General features: G+C 38.7%; 25 protein-coding genes and 1 pseudogene. 1 reads left to right on the forward strand and 25 read right to left on the reverse strand.

Annotated elements, in window-relative coordinates; translation table 11 throughout:
- Positions 1-436: 436 nt before the first annotated feature.
- The 25 genes and pseudogenes from IGI41_RS10855 to rpsP all read right to left on the reverse strand — a co-directional run bounded on the left by IGI41_RS10855 (position 437) and on the right by rpsP (position 21,761).
- Entirely contained in the window at positions 437-1,729 is a 1,293-nt protein-coding gene (locus IGI41_RS10855) for a PTS sugar transporter subunit IIC (RefSeq protein ID WP_430609785.1), read from the reverse strand.
- A gap of 24 nt (positions 1,730-1,753) precedes the next feature.
- Positions 1,754-3,160: a 6-phospho-beta-glucosidase gene (locus IGI41_RS10860; protein WP_430609786.1), complete on the reverse strand. Its 1,407-nt coding sequence runs from the start codon at positions 3,158-3,160 to the stop codon at positions 1,754-1,756.
- A gap of 6 nt (positions 3,161-3,166) precedes the next feature.
- Positions 3,167-4,012: a MurR/RpiR family transcriptional regulator gene (locus IGI41_RS10865; RefSeq protein WP_430609787.1), complete on the reverse strand. Its 846-nt coding sequence runs from the start codon at positions 4,010-4,012 to the stop codon at positions 3,167-3,169.
- Between the two features lie 433 nt (positions 4,013-4,445).
- On the reverse strand, positions 4,446-5,933 hold the full coding sequence (locus IGI41_RS10870; protein ID WP_430609788.1) for an AAA family ATPase: 1,488 nt from the start codon (positions 5,931-5,933) through the stop codon (positions 4,446-4,448).
- Between the two features lie 72 nt (positions 5,934-6,005).
- Positions 6,006-6,509, reverse strand: coding sequence for an antirestriction protein ArdA (locus IGI41_RS10875; protein ID WP_430609789.1), 504 nt, complete (start codon positions 6,507-6,509; stop codon positions 6,006-6,008).
- Between the two features lie 13 nt (positions 6,510-6,522).
- A complete protein-coding gene (locus tag IGI41_RS10880; RefSeq protein WP_002298822.1) occupies positions 6,523-6,744 on the reverse strand; it encodes a hypothetical protein in 222 nt (73 codons plus the stop codon).
- 4 nt (positions 6,745-6,748) lie between these two features.
- A complete protein-coding gene (locus tag IGI41_RS10885) occupies positions 6,749-6,886 on the reverse strand; it encodes a DUF3789 domain-containing protein (protein WP_430609790.1) in 138 nt (45 codons plus the stop codon).
- Positions 6,883-8,064 carry a MobT family relaxase gene (mobT, locus tag IGI41_RS10890; protein ID WP_430612823.1) on the reverse strand — a complete coding sequence of 394 codons (1,182 nt, stop codon included), beginning with the start codon at positions 8,062-8,064 and terminating at the stop codon, positions 6,883-6,885. The genes IGI41_RS10885 and mobT overlap by 4 nt, the downstream gene beginning before the upstream one ends.
- A 257-nt stretch (positions 8,065-8,321) precedes the next feature.
- Positions 8,322-8,612, reverse strand: a complete 291-nt coding sequence (locus IGI41_RS10895) for a hypothetical protein (protein WP_430609791.1) — start codon at positions 8,610-8,612, stop codon at positions 8,322-8,324.
- Entirely contained in the window at positions 8,602-9,744 is a 1,143-nt protein-coding gene (gene dcm, locus IGI41_RS10900) for a DNA (cytosine-5-)-methyltransferase (RefSeq protein WP_430609792.1), read from the reverse strand. The genes IGI41_RS10895 and dcm overlap by 11 nt, the downstream gene beginning before the upstream one ends.
- 76 nt (positions 9,745-9,820) lie before the next feature.
- Positions 9,821-9,985, reverse strand: a complete 165-nt coding sequence (locus tag IGI41_RS10905) for a hypothetical protein (protein WP_002335608.1) — start codon at positions 9,983-9,985, stop codon at positions 9,821-9,823.
- Positions 9,978-10,652, reverse strand: a pseudogene (locus IGI41_RS10910) (zeta toxin family protein). The gene IGI41_RS10905 and the pseudogene IGI41_RS10910 overlap by 8 nt, the downstream one beginning before the upstream one ends.
- 90 nt (positions 10,653-10,742) lie before the next feature.
- Positions 10,743-12,083, reverse strand: a complete 1,341-nt coding sequence (locus IGI41_RS10915; protein WP_430609793.1) for an FtsK/SpoIIIE domain-containing protein — start codon at positions 12,081-12,083, stop codon at positions 10,743-10,745.
- Positions 12,084-12,149: 66 nt separating this feature from the next.
- On the reverse strand, positions 12,150-12,494 hold the full coding sequence (locus IGI41_RS10920) for a damage-inducible protein J (RefSeq protein WP_430609794.1): 345 nt from the start codon (positions 12,492-12,494) through the stop codon (positions 12,150-12,152).
- 9 nt (positions 12,495-12,503) lie between these two features.
- Positions 12,504-12,878, reverse strand: a complete 375-nt coding sequence (locus IGI41_RS10925; protein ID WP_010740288.1) for a YdcP family protein — start codon at positions 12,876-12,878, stop codon at positions 12,504-12,506.
- An 11-nt stretch (positions 12,879-12,889) separates the two neighbouring features.
- Positions 12,890-13,204, reverse strand: a complete 315-nt coding sequence (locus tag IGI41_RS10930) for a YdcP family protein (RefSeq protein WP_010754277.1) — start codon at positions 13,202-13,204, stop codon at positions 12,890-12,892.
- A 111-nt stretch (positions 13,205-13,315) separates the two neighbouring features.
- Positions 13,316-16,543, reverse strand: a complete 3,228-nt coding sequence (gene fss3, locus IGI41_RS10935) for a fibrinogen-binding MSCRAMM adhesin Fss3 (RefSeq protein ID WP_430609795.1) — start codon at positions 16,541-16,543, stop codon at positions 13,316-13,318.
- A gap of 79 nt (positions 16,544-16,622) precedes the next feature.
- Positions 16,623-17,285, reverse strand: a complete 663-nt coding sequence (locus tag IGI41_RS10940; protein ID WP_430609796.1) for a hypothetical protein — start codon at positions 17,283-17,285, stop codon at positions 16,623-16,625.
- A gap of 370 nt (positions 17,286-17,655) precedes the next feature.
- A complete protein-coding gene (gene rplS, locus IGI41_RS10945; protein ID WP_002357176.1) occupies positions 17,656-18,003 on the reverse strand; it encodes a 50S ribosomal protein L19 in 348 nt (115 codons plus the stop codon).
- Between the two features lie 155 nt (positions 18,004-18,158).
- Complete coding sequence (trmD, locus tag IGI41_RS10950; protein WP_430609798.1) at positions 18,159-18,893, reverse strand: tRNA (guanosine(37)-N1)-methyltransferase TrmD; 735 nt, start codon at positions 18,891-18,893, stop codon at positions 18,159-18,161.
- A complete protein-coding gene (rimM, locus tag IGI41_RS10955) occupies positions 18,883-19,404 on the reverse strand; it encodes a ribosome maturation factor RimM (RefSeq protein ID WP_430609799.1) in 522 nt (173 codons plus the stop codon). Before rimM ends, trmD begins: the two co-directional genes overlap by 11 nt.
- A gap of 179 nt (positions 19,405-19,583) precedes the next feature.
- Complete coding sequence (locus IGI41_RS10960) at positions 19,584-20,396, reverse strand: hypothetical protein (protein ID WP_430609800.1); 813 nt, start codon at positions 20,394-20,396, stop codon at positions 19,584-19,586.
- A gap of 86 nt (positions 20,397-20,482) precedes the next feature.
- Positions 20,483-20,740: a hypothetical protein gene (locus IGI41_RS10965; protein WP_430609801.1), complete on the reverse strand. Its 258-nt coding sequence runs from the start codon at positions 20,738-20,740 to the stop codon at positions 20,483-20,485.
- Between the two features lie 488 nt (positions 20,741-21,228).
- Positions 21,229-21,474, reverse strand: a complete 246-nt coding sequence (locus IGI41_RS10970) for a KH domain-containing protein (RefSeq protein ID WP_430609802.1) — start codon at positions 21,472-21,474, stop codon at positions 21,229-21,231.
- Between the two features lie 11 nt (positions 21,475-21,485).
- Complete coding sequence (rpsP, locus tag IGI41_RS10975; protein WP_054115388.1) at positions 21,486-21,761, reverse strand: 30S ribosomal protein S16; 276 nt, start codon at positions 21,759-21,761, stop codon at positions 21,486-21,488.
- Between the two features lie 254 nt (positions 21,762-22,015).
- On the opposite strand from rpsP, the gene IGI41_RS10980 reads away from it, so the two are divergent.
- Positions 22,016-22,567 carry an NADPH-dependent FMN reductase gene (locus IGI41_RS10980; protein ID WP_430609804.1) on the forward strand — a complete coding sequence of 184 codons (552 nt, stop codon included), beginning with the start codon at positions 22,016-22,018 and terminating at the stop codon, positions 22,565-22,567.
- The last annotated feature ends 14 nt before the right edge of the window (positions 22,568-22,581 follow it).

Below are 22,581 nucleotides of genomic sequence, written 5' to 3' on the forward strand. Positions count from 1 at the left end.
TAATGGTGGTTTATCGGCGATCAGGTAATCAGATACGATATCATTATTAAACCATTTGCACTGAATAATTTTTTAAAATATAATTGAATTTTTAATTAACTGGATTATTCAGAGTAATCTTCGTTTTAATTCGGAAATATACGAAAGAGACTATAATTCAATGAAATTAAAATTATGGTAGATTATTGTTATCCTTTTATTATCTAAAAATGCTTCCCATACTTTTTAGTATACATGCCTCCATACTTTCCATACCCTAAATTTTTATTCTCAAACTACTCACAATAGTATTAATTAGTTAGCAATTTAAAATCCCTGATACATTTAAAAATATCAGGAAAAACATAGTCTTTTCAATGTCCACTTATGACTATTAAAAAGACAATATGAACGCTATTAATGGCTCCAAATCATGAATTATTGTGTTATGAGAAGCTTAAACTTCATTTTGTGCTAAAGTCAAATCGACTTTCTTAATAAATGGATAGTAAATAACAACCGACACTATTATGATGACAAATTGCCATAACGCAACCCGCCAGCCTCCAATCAAGAAGCCTGAGATAACTGGTGGTGTGGTCCAAGGTACCATTACACCTGTAAATAAGGGAAGGATCCCCAAGGACATAAGGATATAACTAGAAGCCCCTACCAAAATAGGAACCAAAATAAAAGGTAGCAACAAGTAAAGATTCATCACAATAGGTACTCCGAAAATAATCGGCTCATTTATGTTAAACAAATTAGGAATGAAGGCTAACTTGCCCAGCTCTTTCAATTGTTTAGATTTTGCAAAAAATGTGATAAAAAGAACTAAACCAATTACAATACCGGCACCAGTCATACATAGAAAATTATCCCAAAATTGTTGTGTGAAGATATGTCCTCCATTAGCAATTGATAACTCTTTTCCCGAATCAATAATTGCTTGGTTATCTGCCATATTTGATTGCAAAATAGGTGCTAATATAGCTCCGCAAATATTTCCTCCGTGAACACCAACCCACCATAACAATGACATAATCATTGCCATAATTACAACTCCCCAGAAGGAATCGGTAATCCCTTGTAATGGCGTTTGAACCATTTTGTAAATAAACTCTGCGAAAGAAGAATTAGTGACAAAATGGAAGATTGCAAATAGTACCCCTGTAATTGTTAAGGTGATTCCAGCAGGAACTAAAGCCGCAAAAGAATTAGCTACTCCCTGTGGTACACCATCGGGCATCTTGATTCGAAGATTTTTTTTCATGCAGAAACTATATAACCAGCCTACTCCGATACCAATCAAAATAGCACAAATCATTCCTTTTCCTGATGTCCAATCTTTCGAGATCACATTAATTGCCAATTTACCATCTTCTGTTGACACAGAAGATGGTATCAGTAAAATAAAAGCCGATAACGCGGTAAGACTTCCAGCAAGTGCTGCTGGGATCCCCTCATTTTTAATATAAGTATAAGAAATACCTATTACAGCAAAGAAAGCCATTAAATTAAAGGAAGATTGGAAAATCTGTGAAAAAACTATACCCAATCCACTGCTATTAACCCAATCTGCCACTATCGGAATCGGAATATTAGCTAAGAGCAAGAAAATTGAACCCACAATTAGAAAAGGCATCGTATACATCATACCATCTTTTAATGCCCTAATTGCTTTTGTATTAGTAAATTTCAAAACTGCAGGTATCACTTTTTCATTTATTAATTTTCCCAATTTGTACACCTCTTTTTCATTTTCAACCCAAAATTAATCTTTTAAACACTCTCCGTTTGAATCTATTACATCCTTATACCAGTAAAATGACGCTTTCTTATAACGTTTTCCTGTTCCGATACCCCCATCTTTCAAATCGACATAGATAAACCCATACCTTTTTGCATATTCACCAGTTGAAGCAGCTACAATATCAATAGCTGCCCAAGGTGTGTACCCTATTACGTCAACTCCATCAATTTCGATGGCCTTTATCATTTGTCGGACATGATTTTGTAAATATTCAATTCGATAATTATCTTCTATTTGACCATCTTGGAGTTTATCATAAGCACCAAATCCATTTTCGACAATAAACATCGGCAAGCCATATCGTTCATAGACTTCATTTAGAATAACCCTTAAACCGATAGGATCAATAGCCCATCCCCAATCACTTTTAGGAACATTGGGATTTGGTAATTCGATAAAATCATGCTGTTTATCAAACTTTGCAGTTGTAGATTTATAGTAGCTAAATCCGATAAAATCAACAATCCCCTCTTTAATGAGCGCTAAATCTTCATCGGTAATATCCAATTTAAAAGCTTTCCGTTCCCATAATTTTATAGTGTAAGACGGATAATCTCCTCTTACATGAAGGTCACTAAAGAAATATCGTCGATCCATAGCTTTCACTGCCGCCATAACATCTTCAGGCTTACTTGAATGTGGATAGATCGGTCCAAAGTGAAGCATACATCCAACTTGAAAATCAGGATCAATTTTCTTTGCATCAATCACAGCTTGAGCGCTAGCTACAAATTGATAGTGGCTAATTTGATACATAGTTTCCTCAGCATTCTCTTCGCTACTATATAAAACACCACCACCAGTCCATGCATTAAAAGGATTATCAATATCAATCAAATTGTTAATTTCGTTGAAAGTCATCCAATATTTTACTTTTCCTTTATATCTTTCAAAGCAAGTGTTTGCATATCTTCGAAAAAACTCAATCATCTTACGATTACGCCAACCTCCATAATTTTTTGATAGATGTAACGGCATTTCGAAATGAGATAGAGTCACAACAGGTTGAATCCCGTATTTTAAACATTCATCAAATACACGATCATAATAAGCTAATCCAGCTTCATTAGGTTCTAATTCGTCACCATTAGGAAAAATTCGAGTCCACGCAATACTTAAGCGAAAACATTTGAATCTAGCTTCCGCAAACAGCTTAATGTCTTCTTCATAATGATGATAAAAATCTATGGCATCATGATTTGGATAATATAAATTTGGAAGAACCGAATCTGTAATTTCTCGCGGTTGTGTTACATTTCCTGAAGACATCACATCTGTTACACTTATCCCTTTTCCGTCAATATTCCAGGCACCTTCATACTGGTTAGCAGCTACTGCCCCGCCCCATAAAAAATCTTTTTTTAACATCATTAATCAATCCTTACTCTTTTCTTTTTCAACTAATTCTGTAATACTTTCAATTTCATCATAATTTTGAAGTAACTTAACTGATGTCAATATATCGAAAACATATTGTAAACTTGCTAGATAAACAAAATTACTCAGTTCAATAGAGTTTTTGGTTGTCATTATGACAATCGTCTCGTCACAGATTCGACTAATTTCACGATTACGGCTGTCACAAATTACTAGTAACTGATATTCATCACTCGCTAATTGTTTAGCAATCTCATACATATGTCTATTTTTCCCTGTATGAGTCAGTATAATTCCTAATGATCTTTGCCTATTTCTTCTCTTTACAAATTTTGAATTCATGGGATTCAGTGCATTATAAGCACACGCATCAACGCCAATTTCTTGAAGATTTAATTGAAAAATCTTAGCCAGTTCAAAATTTAACCCTTCACCATAAATTTCAATACGTCGAGCATTTCTGACTAAACGACGAATGTTTTGCAGTTGATCTTTTTCTATAAGATTTTTTGTATAACCAATCGAGCGTTTATGAATTGATTCAATTTTTTTCAAAATCATCGACATATCATCTTCACGTTGTAAATTCTGAACATCTAAGTCGCCATCTAATTCTAAAATATTAGGTAATTCTGAGGCATACATCATTTTGAATTCTGAATAACCACTGACTCCTGCTTTTTTACAAAGTCTAAAAACAGTTGCAGGACTTGTGTAACTTACTTGTGCTAACTCTTTAATGTTCATCTTTAATATATCTTTGGGGTGAGCTAGCAAATACTCTACCAAATGTTTCTCTTGCGGTGTCAAATTATCGATGTTTTGTATTTTGTCCAGTAACACTTTTCTCTCTCCTTCGGCCGAAATAGGGAAATACTACTGATCTGTTTCTATCTTAAAGCCTTATATATCGAAGAACAATAGATACAAAGTAATTAGAAAACCGTTTTCATAAATAACTTCAGTTTTCTTCTTAATTGAAAAAAAATTTCAAACTTTGGATTTTTATCAATATTCACTCTTCTATCCCTGCAACTATATTGCATTTTAAACATACATCTCTAACTTCTAACGATAATATTCTGTATATTTTAAATTTGAAATTATATCAAAATATGACTATCAATCGTCAAAAATTGTCATATTGTCGCCTAGACTTATTATCAATAGAAAAAAGTCGCGTAAGAGTAATCATGTTGTCTTTTAGTCGTAAGGGTTAAATTGTATATTAAATAGTGAAGAATCTATATCCATGTAAAAGATTAAAATAATTGAGTTAGCATAAATAGAGTGCTTTTACAAAGTTAAATAAAAGATCACGTATAATCTTATACGTACCACTCTGTGACTCATTTTCACCTAATTTAAATCCTTTGAAACCAAATTTTTTTAAAATGCCATTAATCGCCTTTATCGTAGGAGTAATAGAAGTTAAATTTTTTTCGAGTTCAGTTACAGTTTCGCAGAGTTGCCGTTCCTCAGTCTCGCAACTAAATATACTTTTCTCAATTCCCTCTATCCCCTTCTCCATACCATTTTTTAATGTAGAAAACTGAGATATTAAACTTTCTGCTTGCTTTACAATATAACCCCATAATTTCTGCTTAAACTTACTTTGTTCATCTCTCTGATTAACACTAATCTGATTATTTTTTTCTATTTTACTATTCAGTTCAGTTATTATCACATTTATATTTTGACAAATATCACTAACTGAAACAAGTTCAATAGAATGGGATGGTAACTCCTGCTTCTTAGCCAAATGCTCATAATTTAAATTTGTAATAGCTTCAAATTGGACCATGGCATTCTTTAAATCAGAGATATCCAAAAAAGGAATATCAGTATCAACAATATCTATTATTTTTTTTAATACATCTTCAAAAAATGTCGTGTACTTCGATATAAAATCTACTAGCTCTCCAACCTCCCTCTCGAAAACTACATCAAAGTATTCACCTATTTCTCTCTCAAAATTTTTGGGTAATGCTTGATGACAAAACGGACATTTTGAATCACTTTTGGAAAGATATGACAAACCAGATCTTACCCAATCACTATTTTGTAGGTATTCTATAAATTGCCCTATAGGCGCATTAGCACTACCCATAATTTTTTTATTAAGTAATGTATTATCCTGTAGATTATCGATTGTTTGTATATCAAGCAACTCAAATAATTTGTATGTTGTGTTTTCAGAAGAGAATGTTAAATCATAGCTTTCAAGTAATTCTTCATACGGAGCTATATGATCTGTACTTTTTTGACTTTCTTCTAATAGTCTCGATAGAAAAATCTCCTTGCTTTTTCTAACACCCGTTAGCGCTTTTGGGAATGCAGGCCCTAAATCTTGCTGAATTTTCCAACATTCCTCTTTTAGAGACTCTCTACCCGTAAGAATATTATTTTCGAGCTCTTCTGTTTTTAATCTTTTTCTGTTAATATCTTGTCTCTTCTTTTCAATCTGCAAATTGAGCTCTTGAACTTGACTTTGAACTGATACAGAATCTTCACCCAACGAAAAAATACCTTTAACTTGTGAAGCAAAATTTGACTCTACAAATTTTTTGTTGTAGACGAGTATCTGATCCGTATCATTTACAATCTCGCAATGTTCACTATTAATATACCCGCCCAACAAATTTGAAATCGTCGTTTTACCACATCCATTGCTTCCAAATAAAAAGTTTATTTTCCTAGGTTCAAAATCGACAGGACTTCTGTAAGTTGCAATATTATGAATTCTAACCTTGTTAATTGTCATGACTATTCCCCTAACATTGAAAATACCTTCACAATATTATCTCCCTTACAGTAATGAAAAACAAGGATTCTTTTAAACAGAATATTCAAAAACCCCTCGACTAGTAACCAAATAATTCCCTCCAATCTCCAAATCTCGACCACATGCATCAAAATCAATGTATGTCTTTAAATGTTCCGGCACTTCGCCAAAGTCACCCGATTCGGTAATTAGATAATACGCCACATCACTCATATCATTACAATCCGGATAACAAATAATATCATCCACATGCTCTACCATTTCCTCGAATAAGTTGAAGAATGCATGTTGAATCTCTGAGGCGACTTCGCCAATCGGGGTTCCTTCTAGTTCTTCTGTCAAACCACACAACCGATTAATCTCTTCAATTGGCGTATATTCATCAATCTCAAAGGGCAATTCATAATCGTGAATCGCGTACTCTTCATACTCCTCATTTAGCCCAATCCGTTCTTTCACTTCATCAAAATCGACAGGTGGGGCAAACCACGCTCCCACCAACTCACCTTCATTGTATTTTCCAAGGTTCGCAATATAAACACGCATCTGTTCCATATTGTCTCCCCCCTTAGGCCCCGACAATTCGGTTAAACAAATTGAGTAAGACGTCTTTCACACCAGAAGCATTAAAAACCAGCCCCACTGCAATTAAGGCAATCACCAAAAAGCCAATCAATTTGGAAAACTCACGCTTAAATCCTAAAAATAACCCAATGACCACAATCGCCAGTAAGACTAAGGATTGGGCATTGGTTAAAAACCATTGATACAAATTTTGTCCGAAATTCATCTCGTCACTTTCCTTTCTTTTCCATTGCTCGGTCCGCTGCTGCACTTGCATGCATCAAGCACATCACGGTCACACCAAGCATACTGCCACCAAATACCAATAAAATATCTTTTACAATTCCCATCATGATTCCCCTTTTCATACAATCAAGTTTTCAATTGCTGTACTCTGCTGTTCTAAAATCTTTTTATGCCGTTCTGATAATTCGGCGTTTAATACCATGTCACTAATAAACGTGGTTCCTCTAATACGATCCAACTCAATTGTCATTTTTAGCGTTGGGGCAACTTGCCTTCCTAACCAGTTGTAAGTTCGTTCAATTGTGTAAGGCTTTGGCTCTGAGGTCAATTGAATTTCCTTGCGATTCCGCCCAACAAAACGCCCCCATTTTTCATTCAAGGGCCAATTGGTTCTTCTTTTCCCCTGTACCTTATCTGCAATCCGCATATAACGAGTAATGATAGAAAACGTGGTACTTTCAATGCTTCGCCCTTTTAACAAATCGACAATTGTGTGATAAGCACGTTCGTTTTTTAAGCGAATTTCGAAGCGATTTTTTGTTTCCGTCTGGTCTAAAGGTATTCCAAGTTTGATATATTGTTCATAGTCTTTTTCATAGAGACAGAAATAAACCTCACTTTTGAGACTGCCAATATACAAGGTATTGCCCATACCATCCTTTTCATCAGACTTCATCAACTCACCTGAACGATAACTCTTGAAAGTTCGGAATAGAGAGATGCATTCTTGATTTTGACACTTTCTGGTCAACTCAGGAATATCCAATAATCCGACTCGATCATTGATTGCCAAATCCAAGCGTTTCATCACGCCACCGACTTTTAGACAATCCTCGAAAAAGTCGTACCAACTTCTCTTTTGTGCAAATAAGAATGTTTCAAATTGGCGGCACCCACGCCCTTTCATTTCGATGAGTACTCCTTTGTCTTCTTGCTGAGAAACCATCACTACAATATCTCCCATAACGAATTGTTCTTGGTAAGAATAAAAGGCATAATCCTCATGAAGCATATAGTCAAAATTCAAATGTAAAACCTCTTGAATAATTTTCCGGGCTTTTGTAGTTGGGAAACGGATGCGCACATAATCAAAAAGCATCGTTAAAGGCAAATCAGGGTTGAATGTTTCTAGCTGTTGAAAAATCTTTCGCATGACCCTTTTAGCAGGAACCTTCTTTCCTGACTCAATTTTATTGAGATACTCTCGCGATAAATCACAAGCGATTGCCAACTTGTTTTGAGTGACCTTATACTCCTTCCTTTTTTCCTTCAATAATTCTTTTGTAAAGCTTCTTCTCATTGATGATTCACCACCAAATTTCAAAATGTGAACTAGCCAATTCGAGTTCACATTTTCCAAAATTGCGTATTATCCTTGCTACAACACCGATTCTTAATCGTTGCTTGCTTATTTTTTGTGTTTTTGTACCCCCCTGTTAGATACGGGGGGTGAGACATCATGGCCGGCTGACGCCGACCATGAACAGGCACAGCACCACGGAGGATTTCTGCTTCGCAAATCCCCGCGGGCAGCGCCTATCAGTTGGGATTTAGCTGCTACTCATCAGTAATCCCATCTGCTTCCAACTCTGCTTTCATTTCCAACAAGTATTGCTGAATCTCCGGCTCTTTCGCAAGATCGGCAATCCGTTCAAATGCTGCAATCACTTGATTCACTTCAATTCGCGCATCCGTCTCCTCATCCATTACATACGGATTATCAGGGACTTTCACCCCATTTTTACGAATATCAAAATTGAGCCGGCGTAATTCTTCTTCCAGTTCTGGATCTGACTGAATTTTGCCAATCACCCAATAAATTTCCCCAATTAATTCATCATAAATCATGCATTTCCACCTCCTTTAATCTTCTCGCAATATCAAAAATGACCGGCACTGTCACAGAGTTTCCGGCCTGTTTGTACAACTGACTATCTGAATTGACTTGAGCCGCCCGATCAAAGGCCCAATCAGGAAAGCCTTGTAGCCGCCAGCACTCTCTTGGCGTGAGCTTCCGAATCTGATACTGATTCGTGACGACTGCTTGTTGGTCTCCTGTTAATAAGGTATGCACACTTTGTTTCCCAAGACGACCTCGACGACTAGTGGAACGAGGAAAAGCCAGGTTCACACTATCCCCTGGCTTCACTTCTTGGTATTCAGTTTCATTTTTCCGAATCATAATTTTTGTCCCTCCTTGTTTCGTTGATAAGGTGGGAGCCGTTCCAGTTACCTCATACACCCGATTGCCTTGTTCAAAATTCCCCGGTAATATACTCGCTACAGAAATCCCCTCATTTGCGGGCAATGCGATTTTGATTCCTTCATCGCCTGTTAAGGTTGGTGCCACGCCATCTGGACCATAGACTTGTCCACCCATCCCACGATTGGAAGGATTGATATTTAACACGTTTCTGATGTTTTGATCAGATGTTGCAGACGATCCAATGATAGGAAATACTTGTTCGGTACATGCGTCTCGAGAATGTCCGATAAGGAATACCCGCTCGCTGCTTTGGGGAACATAGGCCTTTGAGTTAAGCACTTGCCATTCCACATCATACCCCAATCCATCCAGCGTTCGGAGGATCGTCTCGAACGTAGCCCCTCCTTCGTGATTGAGCAATCCCCGGACGTTCTCAAGGAATAAAAACTTAGGTCGGAGAAGAGCGGCGAACCGAGCGATTTCAAAGAATAAAGTACCTCGAGTATCGGAAAATCCTTGCCGCTTTCCCGCAATTGAAAAAGCTTGGCACGGAAATCCGCCGCAAAGGATGTCCACTGGTCCGAGTGATCGAACAAACTCGTCTGATACACTTGTAATGTCATGCATTTCCACCTCCTTCCTTGTATCATGGATTGCCTTATAACTCCGCCGGGCAAATTCATCAATCTCACAAAAGCCGACACACTGATGGCCTGCTTGTTCCATCCCTAAGCGAAAACCACCAATCCCAGCGAATAAATCTAAACATTTCATAAATCACCTCATTCATTGCATAGAAAAAAGCCAAGAACATTTTTGTTCTTGGCTCGCACGTTATTAAATTGTCTTACTATTTTTTATCCAGTCCAACTAATTTTCGTTGTTTTTCGTTAGCTTGATCGGCAACATACTTAATCACCGTTTTAAATTCTTTTGCAGTTGCATTTTCCGATAAATCCGCAATACTCTTATTGTATTTTTTTACAATTTTTGTTACTTGTTCTTTCTCAGTCATATAATTGAACCTCCAAATCTTCCCTGTTATACTGTAATGGCAAAAACAGCTCAAGATTATCCGCAGCGTAATGAACTTCGGAAATATTATTCCTATAATCTTTTATTATGATATGAAGTAACACATCTGGATGTTTACTCTTTACTTTTGCGATATTTTCTCTTGATTTGAAAAAGGCGTTAATAAATACCTTTTTCGGTACATGTCGACCTTCTGCTAATTCTCGTTCTTTGGTAAATCCCCAAGCAACTTTAGGATCTTGATAAACATAAAAAATCGTCACTCGAAAATCATTTTTCAACGCGCGTGAAATATTTTTTCCGGCACTTAAAATAGCAAAAGTCGCATCTAAAACAAATGAGTAGCCATGCTCCAAAACATGTTTAAATGCTTGCTCTACTAACCAAGAAGATGCTTTTTGAAAGAGGCTAGAATTTTTCCCATTATACTCAGGAAACTGTGTGCGAAAGTAATCCGCATCAATAATTACGTGATTATCATAATTCTCAGCTAATCCCATCGCAACCTCTGATTTTCCAGCTCCTGGACTTCATGTCATAAAGACTGCATCTCGTCCAACTTCGGGGGATTTTCCTTTGATAATATAAGAAATAAATTTATCCTTATTTGCTTTTGCATACTCTAAATAAGAATCATTCGTTTCCACCTAATTCATCCCCTTTCCGTCTGTTAAAAGTATTATACGTCATTCACAGTATAAAGTCAGTATTTGAAAACGATATGATCCATTGAAAGCTCACCGTTTCTTTATTATCCCGTCAATTGTACATAGAAATTCATAGTTTTTCGGTACTAAAGGCGTGTAAAACTCACTAATCACACTTCCACCTGTATCCACATACCCTCGTCCTTTAATCCGCTTCATAAAGAAGTTTTTATCAACCTCACCAAACATCATAGAAAACCCCAGCTCACTCATCCGTCCTAAAGCAACCCGGAAATTAAATTGATCGCGAATCCCATCTCCCAGATATTTCGCATCTGGTCTTTGACAAGCTAGAATCAAAAAGAAGCCAGACTGACGACCTAACATCACAATTTGTTTGAGCTTATTCAAAATCGTCGCACTTTCCTTCGTCGTTAACATCTCCATAAAAGCAACATATTCGTCAAAGATTAAAAAGTTTGGCGGAAGACCAAGATAGGCATAATTCTCCCCTGTTTTGTAGTTGGACATTTCTTTCATTGCCTTACTACGAGCCATCATGCGTTCATAGAAATCCTCCACACACGCAGAAATTTCTTCCTTTTGAAAATAAACGTGAGGCATCACCGTACTTAAATCTGCTAGGTCCGCATTCTTCGGATCAAGGACAAATAGCTCTGCCTCAGATTTTAGTAGCGCCTGAATAATGGTAAGTAGGAAATAAGTCTTTCCTCCACCAGTGCCGCCAGCGATTAACATATGCGGCAAGGAATCATAGGCCCACACTTGGTTCTTCATCAATCGTAATGTGCCATTTTCTGCCACCACGTCCTCAATCCCAATCCGATTGGCAATCATATCGTAAAGCAAGGTGTATTCCACATAAGAGTCTTTGAGTTCCTTTTCCACTAGCTCACAATACAGCCCACTTTCCAATTTCTTTTCCAACTTCAAGAGCTGATCTTGATATTTCCCAAGTGAAATTTGAACACGAATGGAAAGTAACCCATCCTTCATCCGATAATAAATTTTGGGGAAATAGCTGATGGTCTCTTTGGTTCGACTACTATTGAGGTCTTTGAAAAATCCTTCGCTTTGGGTCTGATTTACTTCATACCAATGGTTTTCTAGAATCATCCGGGCTAGCTTCTGCCGGTGCCACAAACTCCGCCAGTGATCGTGGAAAAAGTGAATATAAAGCAAGAACATGCTTCCTGAAAGTGCTAGACTTCCCAATAGACGGACTAAATCTTTCATAGACCAAGCAATTTCAATAGTGGAAATTGATAGACTAGAAAAATCCAACTGCCTATGCTCTTGAAAATAAAAGATGACCATCCAACCGATGAATAAGAGTATCAACCACCCTAAAACAAAGTGATAAACCAAATGTTGATCCCCAGCTCGTATGCGATGTCCTTTGTACTGCACGTCACTCGTCACCTCCAATCGAAAAAAGCCCAATGTAATTTATCGGGCCAATTTCAATGATCATCCCTAATCTTTTGCCACAACGGGAAGTTGCTTGGTTTCTACTAGTCGCTTTAAAAAGCCTTCAATGGCATCCGGCATCTCAACGCCAAGGTCTTCCAAGACGGATTCAGCTTCCCGACACAAACACTCATTTACTTCCACAACCATAAAGAATGACTCTTCTTCTCCTAGCCAATCCAGCACATCAAAGTCTTCTTCGCTATCGGTATCTACTCCGAGTAAACCTTGATGCATAATCAGGAACAGTTTTTCATCGTATGTCAAAGCTTTCGTGAGTTGTTCTTCGGTCAGCTCTCCTTTGCCATATTGATCGAGACAATCTAAAATATGCTCAACATTTATTTCCATAGTTCTCACCTATTTCTTCCCTTCATTTTGATTGTTAGGATTTCCTTGATTTTGCGGGCGTTTTAGCACCAAATCATCCGCCTTAATGAACCAATTGACCGTGGTTCCTTCTCGGAAAACATAATTGGCGACAGTATCCACAATCGGATTGACCAATTCGACTTCGGCATCATAGGCAAACTCGCGTAAGGGCACATTTGCCGGGATACTGACTTGGATCATTCGACCTTGCGCCGAGGATTTCAAATTATAGGTCCGTTCTTTCACCTCGTTACTAACCGTTCCATCTTCATTTTGTTTGCGAACTTCCCGGCGCAATGCAGAAAACCGCAACTTGCCAAATGTTAATCCTGAATCTACGACAATACCTTCTGTTAATCTCATCTTTTCTCCTCCTATGCTTTCACTAAATCATCGACATACAACACATAATCCGTAAAACCACGGTTCTCAATCTCATACCCTTTGGCAACCAAGTGGGGATTGACGGCTTTTAGCGGTTGGTCTTGATCAAAATCCTTTTCCCCGGCTTCCGCAGCTACCACCACTTCGATATCATCAGCTCGTTGCTTGCTAGAAAACAAGTGATAGCTTCGACCAATTACGGTGGTATTTCGACCGTATCCTTCTGTGAGTACCTCACCTTCGCCACCATAAGTCAGTTTTCCAAAGGTTTCGGCCATATCTGGCACAACAAATTTTAATTCCATGTTCTTTCCTCTTTTCATTTTTAGTTTGTGATACAAAAATAGCGCGACAACTTTTTTAGGAGGCAGTCGCGCACGTTGGTTCTTAGGATTTACTTGTTTCATCTCATCACCTTAGTTTCGACGATTCCAGAAGTAATACCCAGCCGTCGCAAAGATCAAGGTGAAGCCAATGAACAGGAGAACATTGGAATTTTTCTCTCCAGTTTTAGGGAATGTCTTCACTGTAGGACTGGATTCTGGAGTGTCACTTGAAACAGTTGGTGTCTCCGATTGTTCTGGCGTACCAGGTGTTGTCGGAACTTCTTTTGGCGTTAAGGTTTGGGATTTTTCTTTCAAATCCTCATTGTGTTTTCCATTGATGTTTCCATCTTTATCGTAATTGATTTCCGCAAACGTAAATTTGGTTCCTTCTGGGTACTTACTCGTATCTACTTTTTCTGCGAGCACGATTTTGGTGAACTCTTTGTCATTGATTTCATACTCAATTTTGCCAGATTTCCAAATTTCTTTGTTTGTACCATCTGGAAGTAACGCATATAAAATGGTTCCAAAGGCTTCCTTTGAGCCATCCAGTACATCATGGGTAATCGAAACATCATCAAACATATCCACCACATCACCGTGAGTGAACGTCTGAGAACCGTCCTCTAGATGGGCTTTTGTTTGAATGGAAACATGCCGGTCCATCTCACTCTTGACGGTTTGGGCTTGATTGTTCAAGCTGGCATCTTTTGCGACTGGTTCCTCTCCTGCTTCATAAGCTTCCTTATCTTCATACACATAATTGAATAAGACAATCGTTTTATCCAAGACTTGTTCGGCGGTTAATTTATGCAGAATTTCCCAAGTTCCAGTTTTTTCTTTATTCGCCAAAGTTGCGGTTGTTTCCGCAATCACGACTGGTTTTGCCTTCTCGTCTTTTTCTTGGGCAGCTTTTGTGGCTTCCACATCGATTGCTTGGGCCACAACATACCAATCGTCTTTGATTTCATGCAAGTTATAACTCAATTTATCGACTAGTTCAGTAGAATCAAGGGTCACCAATTCTTTTTCACCGTCTTTCCAAGCCGCTAGAGAAGTTAAACTGTCTTCTTCCTCAGGCAAATCATATAGCATCAAACGGTTCAGACTAACAGAGAAATTCGTGTTGGTTAGCTTCTCATAAGGGATTGTTACTGTTTTAATTGGTTGCTTTTGTCCTTTTTCGGTAATGGTAAAAATGTATTCACTTTTAGCGTAATCTTCTTTGTTTTGTTTGAAAGTAGAACGGATTTCTAGCGGTGTAATCTTTTGGAATCCTTCTGGTGCTTCCACTTCCTCCAGTAAATAATCCCCATAGGGCAGATTTTCAAATTTGCCATAACCATCAAAGCCTAGTTGATCATTGTAAGCTGTGGTGGCTTCATCTTTAGCACCGGTAATCTCCGCGGTTCCTTCCAATGGTGTTACCTTAAAGGTTAAGTCATTGAAGCCCGTTTCGGTAGTTCCGGCGGCTGATCCGGCAAATTTGAAGAAATCAAAGCCGAAACGAATTACTTGTTCCTTGACAGTCACATCGCGCGTGATAACCGCATTCTCTGCGCTATCATCTACTTTTTTGATGGACACCGGATATCTTGTTTCATCCAAAGTATACCCTTCTGGCGCTTTTGTTTCTTGCCAATAGTATTCATTAATGGCTAGATGCTTCACGGCTACTTGATTCTTCTCATCCAAATTCAAGGTGACCGTTTCATCAGAAGCTTTGGTGCCTTTTACCAATTCTGATGTAAAAGCATCCGTCCATTTGACCGCTTGCCCATCTTCAGCGGTAAACAAAGTGTATTCAGCACCCTCAAAGACTGCCTTACCCTGTGTTTTATCTCCAGTATCTTTGTCTTCTTTTGTCAAAGTGGTTTCGCCAGTGATTTCTTGATTTTGGCCTTTTACGTTACTGGTCACCAGTGCCACAGTTTGATTGGCGTATTTCAGTTCAACTTTTACTGGCTTGAAAGTATTCACGAAGCCATTACTCGCTTTGGTTTCTGTCACATAATAGGTTCCCAATTCCAATGCATTGGCGATATCTTTTGGTGTTTCCCCATGCCCTTTTTCATCCGTCGTGATTTCTTGGACGATTTCACCAGTTGGGCTGTCTTTGCGAATGGCAAACGTATTGCCAGCTAAGGAATAATTCTCATTCCAGAGATCCGTCCCTGACTCAACTCCGGTTTTGTCCAGAATGATTTGCCCTTTTTCTCGCATGTTTTTTGAAGTTACAGAAATGGTCTCCCCGGCTTTAATAGTGGCAGTCATGGGTGTGGTATCAATCGTATAAGGCGCCGGCACCGATTTTTCAGTAATGGTTACTTTGGTGCCATGGGGAATCCCATCTAACACAGCAACTCCCTCTTTATTCGTAGTGACATCTTTTTCAGGTAAGACTTTTCCAAAATCCAAATGGAAAACCGTTCCCGGGACAACGTCACCAGATTCCTTATCAACTTTCTTAATCTTTAAAGATCCTTCTGTTTCTACATCAATTTTAATCGTATAGGTATTGGGCTTCTCAATTGCCCCCGCCATCAAAGTTTGTTGGCCGGCTTTTTTGTAAGCCACAGGTGTTCCAGTACCGGCGGATTTCTTTAGGGTTAACACACCGCTCTCTTTAGAATTGGCATTTGGCGTAATCACCAATTGGTTGCCATTTACGCGGTAATCAATATTGGCGGTATTGTCGACAACCTCATCAAATTCCAATAAATTCAGACCATTTGTATCGGTCACAGTGGTCGATTGGCCTAACACGGTTTTCACTGTGGAATTGTGAAAGCTTGGTTTCTTCTGATAATCCGTGATGGCCTGATTGATTTTTGTTTCAATGGCTGCGATATTTACTGCACTGCCATCGGAACGTTTAATTGAGTGAAGCGTGTAGCCATTGACTTCTTGCCAGATCATCTTCTGGGCCACAATATGAGTATCCACATCCGTGCCGGCATTCTTCCATAAAACAGAAACTAGTTTTGCTTTCTCCGGCATAGAGGGTAATGGATTCTTCTCATAACCTGGCGTGAATTCATTGTAAATCGGCACTCCTGGTTCGATACAGAAAATGTCTTGTTTAACGCCATTGTAGACAGCATAGTGCGGCACGGTGACTTCTGACATGGGACGACCATCACTAAAAATACCTTCGACCGCATATTGGTGAGCCAAATCCAGTTCCACCGTTACCGTTTGTGGATGGGTGATTTTCTCGGCAAAGGCAATAGTTGGACCAAGGGAGCCACCAATTGTTTGACCTAATAGGGCTAACGCCGCAAACAAGCGCCAATTCTTAAATCTTGGCTTTTTCATAAAATAAATCTCCTTTCGTTTTTGGGTAATAAAAAAGACGTTCAAATTTTTAGTTTTGAACGTCTGATTTAGAGTGCTACTATTTAGTTTTCTTTATTTTAGATAAGTTGTTTCTCTGTTTATAGATTTTGATTTTTCGATAATCAAACCCTATCTCTGTCATTAATTCCTCCCAATTTTTATTTGTTCTTTTCATTATTGTATCAACTGACGGCAGCCTCGGTGATTGAACGAGTTTCCGAAATTTCGTCATTGATAAATCATCCTGTAAATTTAATCGGATTATTTCATTTCTTAGTTCAAGCATCAATTCAAAATCAGTAAATGAAGGCTCCTCCGTTTTCTTTCTGAAGAGAGGTCTTACATCTCCAAACCTCTTTTTCAATGTACTTAATGAAGGAACATCTTTTCCCACCGATTTTTGTTCATACATACGCTGAGAAGTTATTTTCTCAACCTCGATAAAAGCTCCTACTATTCTCAATAAATCTTTTTCTGATGTTTTTGCCCATTTTCCATATCCTGTATTTTCCAGACCAATACTAACCAACAAATTTTCCCATGATCCATATTTTTGAATAATAAACCACATACCTGGTGCAGAATTTGGATTCTCTGATAATTTTTTCTGGTACTGACGGCTAGATTTTATTCCGTGTTTTTCGATGAACTCATTAATGAGCAAAATCAGTTTTAGATCACTTATATTTTTCCATATGATACGTCCATCATTTTGCTTCACGATAAAAACTCCTAAAAATTATTTAGATAGAAGCCTATCACATTAACTTTTTAGTAGAAAAGTACATGTTTTGTCTTTTTTGAAAAAAGTCGACCTTTTTAGTAACTCGGGTTCAAAAGTTGCTAAATTCGGTAAATGTTTTGGTATTTTCCGTATTAAATTTGTCGTCAAGCTGACTACTAAATTTTGCCCTATTTTGACAACACTGATAGTCAATGTCGGACAATCTAGGACAATTTAGGGGAATATGAGTGAAAAATGGTCCAAAACAGCCAAAAATGGCTTAAAACTGTGATAGAGAAAAAAGAAAAAGCCCTTGATATACAAGGACTTTTCATAGATTTCAGATTTCCAAGGAAGTTTTCCGTGTTTATCTTCTGATTTCTTTGATACGCGCTGCTTTTCCGTGTAATGCACGTAAGTAGTACAATTTTGCACGACGTACTTTACCGTAACGAACAACTTCGATTTGTGCAACACGAGGTGTGTGCAATGGGAAGGTACGTTCAACACCGACACCATTTGATACTTTACGTACTGTATAAGTTTCGCTGATACCAGCGCCGCGGCGTTTGATTACAACACCTTCGAATAACTGGATACGTTCCCGAGTACCTTCGACAACTTTCGCATGTACGCGAACAGTGTCACCAGGACGGAAAGCTGGAATATCAGTACGTAATTGTTCTTGAGTTAGTTCTTGAATCAATGGATTCATCTTTATCATTCTCCTTATTCCCAAACATTCATAAAGCAATCAGCTCCAGCGGAACATCGTAATAGTTGAGTTTACACTCACTGAAATATCTTACCACAGAATAGACGCTGCTGTAAAGAAGATTTTCTTGTCACAAACAACTTGATGTGACAAGGTTACGCTTCTGCTTTGATTTCTTGCAACAATTTTTCCATTTGAGGGGTCAATGGATATGCAGCCAACATATCTGGCCGCCGCAAATACGTCCGACGTAAAGATTCTTTCAACTGCCATTCTTCAATCAGCTTATGGTTGCCGTTCATTAAAACAGCCGGTACTTCCATCCCTTCAAAGACCGCAGGACGTGTATATTGCGGATGTTCTAATAAACCAGTCGAATGTGAATCAGTTTGCGCTGAAACATTGTTGCCCAGTACGTCTGGCAACAAACGAACTGTTGCATCGATCATCACCATCGCACCTAATTCCCCGCCAGTCAGCACATAATCTCCTAATGAAACTTCATCCGTCACCAAACTGCGGATCCGTTCATCATAACCTTCGTAATGGCCGCAAATAAAAACCAGATGTTCTTCTTTAGAAAATTCTTCTGCCATTTTTTGGTTGAAGGGTTTCCCTGCCGGATCGAGTAAAATAACTCGTTTTTTGACATGGGGGGTTTCTTTTTCAATGGCTTTCACATTGTCATAGACTGGTTGAACTTTCAACAACATACCGGCCCCACCACCATAGGGATAATCATCGACCGTTTGGTGCTTATTATCCGAAAAATCACGAAAATTCGAGACATTGATTTCTAGTATATTTTTTTCACGGGCCTTGCCAATGATCGACTCTCCTAATGGACCATCAAACATTCGCGGAAACAGCGTCAATACATCAATCCGCATCGTCCAACAACCCTTCTGGAATCTCAACTTGTACTTGTCCTTTGGCTAAATCGATTTCTTTGACCACTGACTCGATATATGGGATCAAGGCATCTTTTTTGCCTTTGCGTTGGATTACCCACACGTCATTGGCCCCTGGTGACAAAATTTCTTTGACTTTGCCGATCACTTGCTCCCCTTCTAAGACCGTTAAACCAATAATGTCATGGTAATAAAATTCATTCTCTTCAAGTTGCGCTAAATCTTCTTTGGATACTTTTAAGATACCATTGCGAAAAGGTTCAACATCATTGATATTTGGATAGCCTTCAAAAGTCAGCAAGTCAAAATTTTTGTGCTTGCGATGACCTGAAACGATCAAGTCTAACGCTGGCTGATTCTCACGAAACAAGGTCAACTGTTTGCCTTTGCGGTAGCGTTGCTCTGGAAAATCGGTTTGAGAGATCACTCGTACTTCCCCCCGGATGCCGTGGGTATTGACGATTTTGCCTACATTTAAATATTCGGTCACATTCGTTCCTCATTTCTTCTGATTTCTCTCCTATTTTAGCATAGGGGATGCTTGAATTCTACCTGCAAAGCGATACGCCAAAGCGGAGCTTGTGAACAAAAATGAACCTTTCTTCGATCAAACAGCGAAGAAAGGTTCATCCAACATCTTGTCTCCTATTTGCGGTGTACGCAATAAACTCACTGATTCATCGAGACTGCCATCTCTAATGCTGCAATGGCCTCTTGATGTTCCACAGTATATACCCGCTTGTCTTCTTGCCAAACAACAGTGGTTGCTAGATAATCGTCTTGCCCCATATCGACTGTGATTTGACCAACACCTGGAACAGGAAGCATATTCTTTTCAAGATATGCGACAACTTCTTTGGCTTTACTGGTAGGATCTTGCTGCTCCTGATTGACTCCTCTGACAGTTAGTGACCAATTGCCTTCTTGCCAGCTCAGATAGGTTGACCCTGCAGCACCTTGGCTATAGCCTGTGATGCCATGACCTAAATCAACAGCTTGACCACCTTCATCGGCAGTAACATTGACTGCGGCAGCAGCATCATCAACGGAGTCATAGACTTTCGTCTTATAACCAGCAACTGCTGTTTCATTATTCAACGCCGTATCATTGACAGAAAGCTGCTCATCTAATCCATAATAAAGGATCGATAAATCACTGTCATTGCCATCGGTAGCCGCATTAACGATTTTTCCATCACCGACAGATACCTTTGCAGGCAACGTGATATTCGGAAAAGTCTCAGCCAATTGATCAAAGACATTGGCTGTTGCTGTCGTATCTTGGCCACTATCACTTTCCGCGGTTGATGAAGCTAATGCTGTGCTCGTGCTGCTCGTTGTCATACTTTCACTTGTCTGGGTACTTATTTGTTCACTGGTTGATATATTGGTGGCTTGGGTTTCATCTGTATCGCCATTGCTGCATGCTGCCAAAGCACCTACAGTCAATAAGGTCAGTAATAATCCAACTTCTTTTTTCACAATAAATCCCCCTTTGATTCAAGCATACGCTTACTCAAAAAAAATGACAAACAACGTACATCGTCTGTCATTTTTTCTCATCAAAATTAAAGATTGCTGATCCATTGTTGGATAGATGCCACGATATCTTTGAGCCACTGAACAAATTGATTGCCTAGTGTAGATAGATCACCCCAACGGAAATTTTGGGTCCATTCGTTTAATTGTGCCATAATTTCCACACGATAAACCCATAATAGAAAGAGCAACAATAAAATGCCCAATGTCCGCCATAAAAATGAGCCGACCTTGTAAATAAAGACCACAATCAGCAAGACCACGATCCATGCAATGATTTGTGACAATTGCTCCACCCCCTTAGAAGTATTATCGCAAAAATCAATCATTTTGTCATACATCTCAAGAATGAGAAACGACGGTTATTATCATTTCTGCGCGTCGGTAGCACTGTTCATCATCTATTCGTCTACGCTTGGCTTCGCCTACAGTCGCTTCTAAACATAGACCGTTAAGAAGGACTTGCATGTCTTGCTGCGCAAGCCAATCATCGTGATTCGAAACGATGGGTACTACCCTCCCTCCGGTCCGCTAGTACTGTTCATCATCTATTCGTCTACGCTTGGCTTCGCCTACAGTCGCTTCTAAACATAGACCGTTAAGAAGGACTTGCATGTCTTGCTGCGCAAGCCAATCATCGTGATTCGAAACGATGGGTACTACCCTCCCTCCGGTCCGCTAGTGCTGTTCATCATCTATTCTGTCTTGCTTTGCAAGCCAATCATAGTGATTCACAGCAAAAAAAGCATTCTTTATAAAAGAATGCTTTCACGTCTTACTTGCCATCGATGATATTCAAACGGACTTTCTTGGGTCCGTTGGTTCGAACACCGTAAACGATTGTCCGAATCGCCTTCGCGACGCGACCTTGTTTGCCAATGATTCGACCGATATCTTCTGGTGCTACGGTAAGATTGTATTCTAAGAAATCTTCTGATTCGACCACATCAAGTTGGATCTCATCAGGCTTGGTAACTAATGGTGAAACGATCATTAAGACTAATTCTTGCAAATCTTTCATCCGAAGTCACCTTATTTCTTCGCGTATTTTGCTTCATGGTGTTTTTTCATAACGCCTTCTTTAGAAAGGATGTTACGAACTGTATCTGAAGGTTGCGCACCTTTAGATAACCAATCAAGAACTAGATCTTCTTTGATTGTTACTAGAGCTGGGTCTTGTAAAGGATTGTACGTACCCACTGTTTCGATGAAACGTCCGTCACGAGGAGAACGTGAATCTGCTACGACAATACGGTAAAAAGGTTTCTTTTTAGAACCCATGCGTTTTAAACGAATTTTAACTGCCATTATTTACACCTCCATTGATTTAATCACAAGAGCTAGTTTAACAGGTTTTGGGAGTGGTGTAAAGAGTTTTTTCTTTACAGTTAAATTTTTTTTGCTTTTTTCTCTTTTTAGCCTATGGTTATCTTTTGCCAGAATACAAAATCACGCGTATCATTAATCTTAGAACATATATATTTGATGCAAGACATTTTATTTGCACTTTTAACTTACTTTTGGTAAGTTAAAAGAGTAAACAACACAAGGAGGAATTTTATATGACAAAAAAAATTGGTTTTATCGTAGGTAGTTTGCGGGAAGGCTCTTTTAACAAGATCGTAGCCAAAAAATTTGCAGATCTATTGCCTGAAGGCTTTGAGGCTGTTTTTCTTGAGATTGGTCAATTACCTTTCTATAACGAAGATTTAGATGTAGAAGGTCAAGTACCGGCTGAATGGTCAAAATTCCGACAAGATGTTCAAGCAGTTGATGGTGTTTTCTTCTTCACGCCAGAATACAACCGTTCTGTACCAGCAGCTCTAAAAAATGCTTTAGATGTCGGCTCACGGCCTTATGGTGCTAGCAGCTGGGGTGGCAAGCCAGCATTGGTAGTTAGTGTTTCACCAGGTGCGATCGCAGGTTTTGGCGCCAATCATCATTTACGTCAATCTCTTGTTTTCTTGGATATGCCAACTCTGCAACAACCTGAAGCCTATATTGGCGGTATTACAAACTTGATTGATGAAAATAATGAAATCAAAGCGGATACTGTGAATTTCTTCCAACTAATCACCGACAAATACATTGAATTCTTCAATCGGTTTAACTAAATAACAACCAAAAA

It is taken from the genome of Enterococcus sp. DIV0876 (assembly GCF_050529585.1).
In the GTDB taxonomy this organism is placed as follows: domain Bacteria; phylum Bacillota; class Bacilli; order Lactobacillales; family Enterococcaceae; genus Enterococcus_D.

Excerpts from the sequence above, each read along its gene's own strand:
- IGI41_RS10880 (WP_002298822.1), bottom strand. The coding sequence starts at position 6,744 with ATGAATTTCGGACAAAATTTGTATCAATGGTTTTTAACCAATGCCCAA.
- IGI41_RS10920 (WP_430609794.1), bottom strand. The coding sequence starts at position 12,494 with ATGGAAATAAATGTTGAGCATATTTTAGATTGTCTCGATCAATATGGC.
- IGI41_RS10905 (WP_002335608.1), bottom strand. The coding sequence starts at position 9,985 with ATGACTGAGAAAGAACAAGTAACAAAAATTGTAAAAAAATACAATAAG.
- fss3 (WP_430609795.1), bottom strand. The coding sequence starts at position 16,543 with ATGAAAAAGCCAAGATTTAAGAATTGGCGCTTGTTTGCGGCGTTAGCC.
- IGI41_RS10860 (WP_430609786.1), bottom strand. The coding sequence starts at position 3,160 with ATGTTAAAAAAAGATTTTTTATGGGGCGGGGCAGTAGCTGCTAACCAG.
- IGI41_RS10925 (WP_010740288.1), bottom strand. The coding sequence starts at position 12,878 with ATGAGATTAACAGAAGGTATTGTCGTAGATTCAGGATTAACATTTGGC.
- trmD (WP_430609798.1), bottom strand. The coding sequence starts at position 18,893 with ATGCGGATTGATGTATTGACGCTGTTTCCGCGAATGTTTGATGGTCCA.
- rpsP (WP_054115388.1), bottom strand. The coding sequence starts at position 21,761 with ATGGCAGTTAAAATTCGTTTAAAACGCATGGGTTCTAAAAAGAAACCT.
- IGI41_RS10970 (WP_430609802.1), bottom strand. The coding sequence starts at position 21,474 with ATGAAAGATTTGCAAGAATTAGTCTTAATGATCGTTTCACCATTAGTT.
- dcm (WP_430609792.1), bottom strand. The coding sequence starts at position 9,744 with ATGAAATGTTTAGATTTATTCGCTGGGATTGGTGGTTTTCGCTTAGGG.
- IGI41_RS10930 (WP_010754277.1), bottom strand. The coding sequence starts at position 13,204 with ATGGAATTAAAATTTGTTGTGCCAGATATGGCCGAAACCTTTGGAAAA.
- mobT (WP_430612823.1), bottom strand. The coding sequence starts at position 8,064 with ATGAGAAGAAGCTTTACAAAAGAATTATTGAAGGAAAAAAGGAAGGAG.
- IGI41_RS10885 (WP_430609790.1), bottom strand. The coding sequence starts at position 6,886 with ATGAAAAGGGGAATCATGATGGGAATTGTAAAAGATATTTTATTGGTA.
- IGI41_RS10895 (WP_430609791.1), bottom strand. The coding sequence starts at position 8,612 with ATGATTTATGATGAATTAATTGGGGAAATTTATTGGGTGATTGGCAAA.
- IGI41_RS10875 (WP_430609789.1), bottom strand. The coding sequence starts at position 6,509 with ATGGAACAGATGCGTGTTTATATTGCGAACCTTGGAAAATACAATGAA.
- IGI41_RS10980 (WP_430609804.1), top strand. The coding sequence starts at position 22,016 with ATGACAAAAAAAATTGGTTTTATCGTAGGTAGTTTGCGGGAAGGCTCT.
- IGI41_RS10870 (WP_430609788.1), bottom strand. The coding sequence starts at position 5,933 with ATGACAATTAACAAGGTTAGAATTCATAATATTGCAACTTACAGAAGT.
- rplS (WP_002357176.1), bottom strand. The coding sequence starts at position 18,003 with ATGAATCCATTGATTCAAGAACTAACTCAAGAACAATTACGTACTGAT.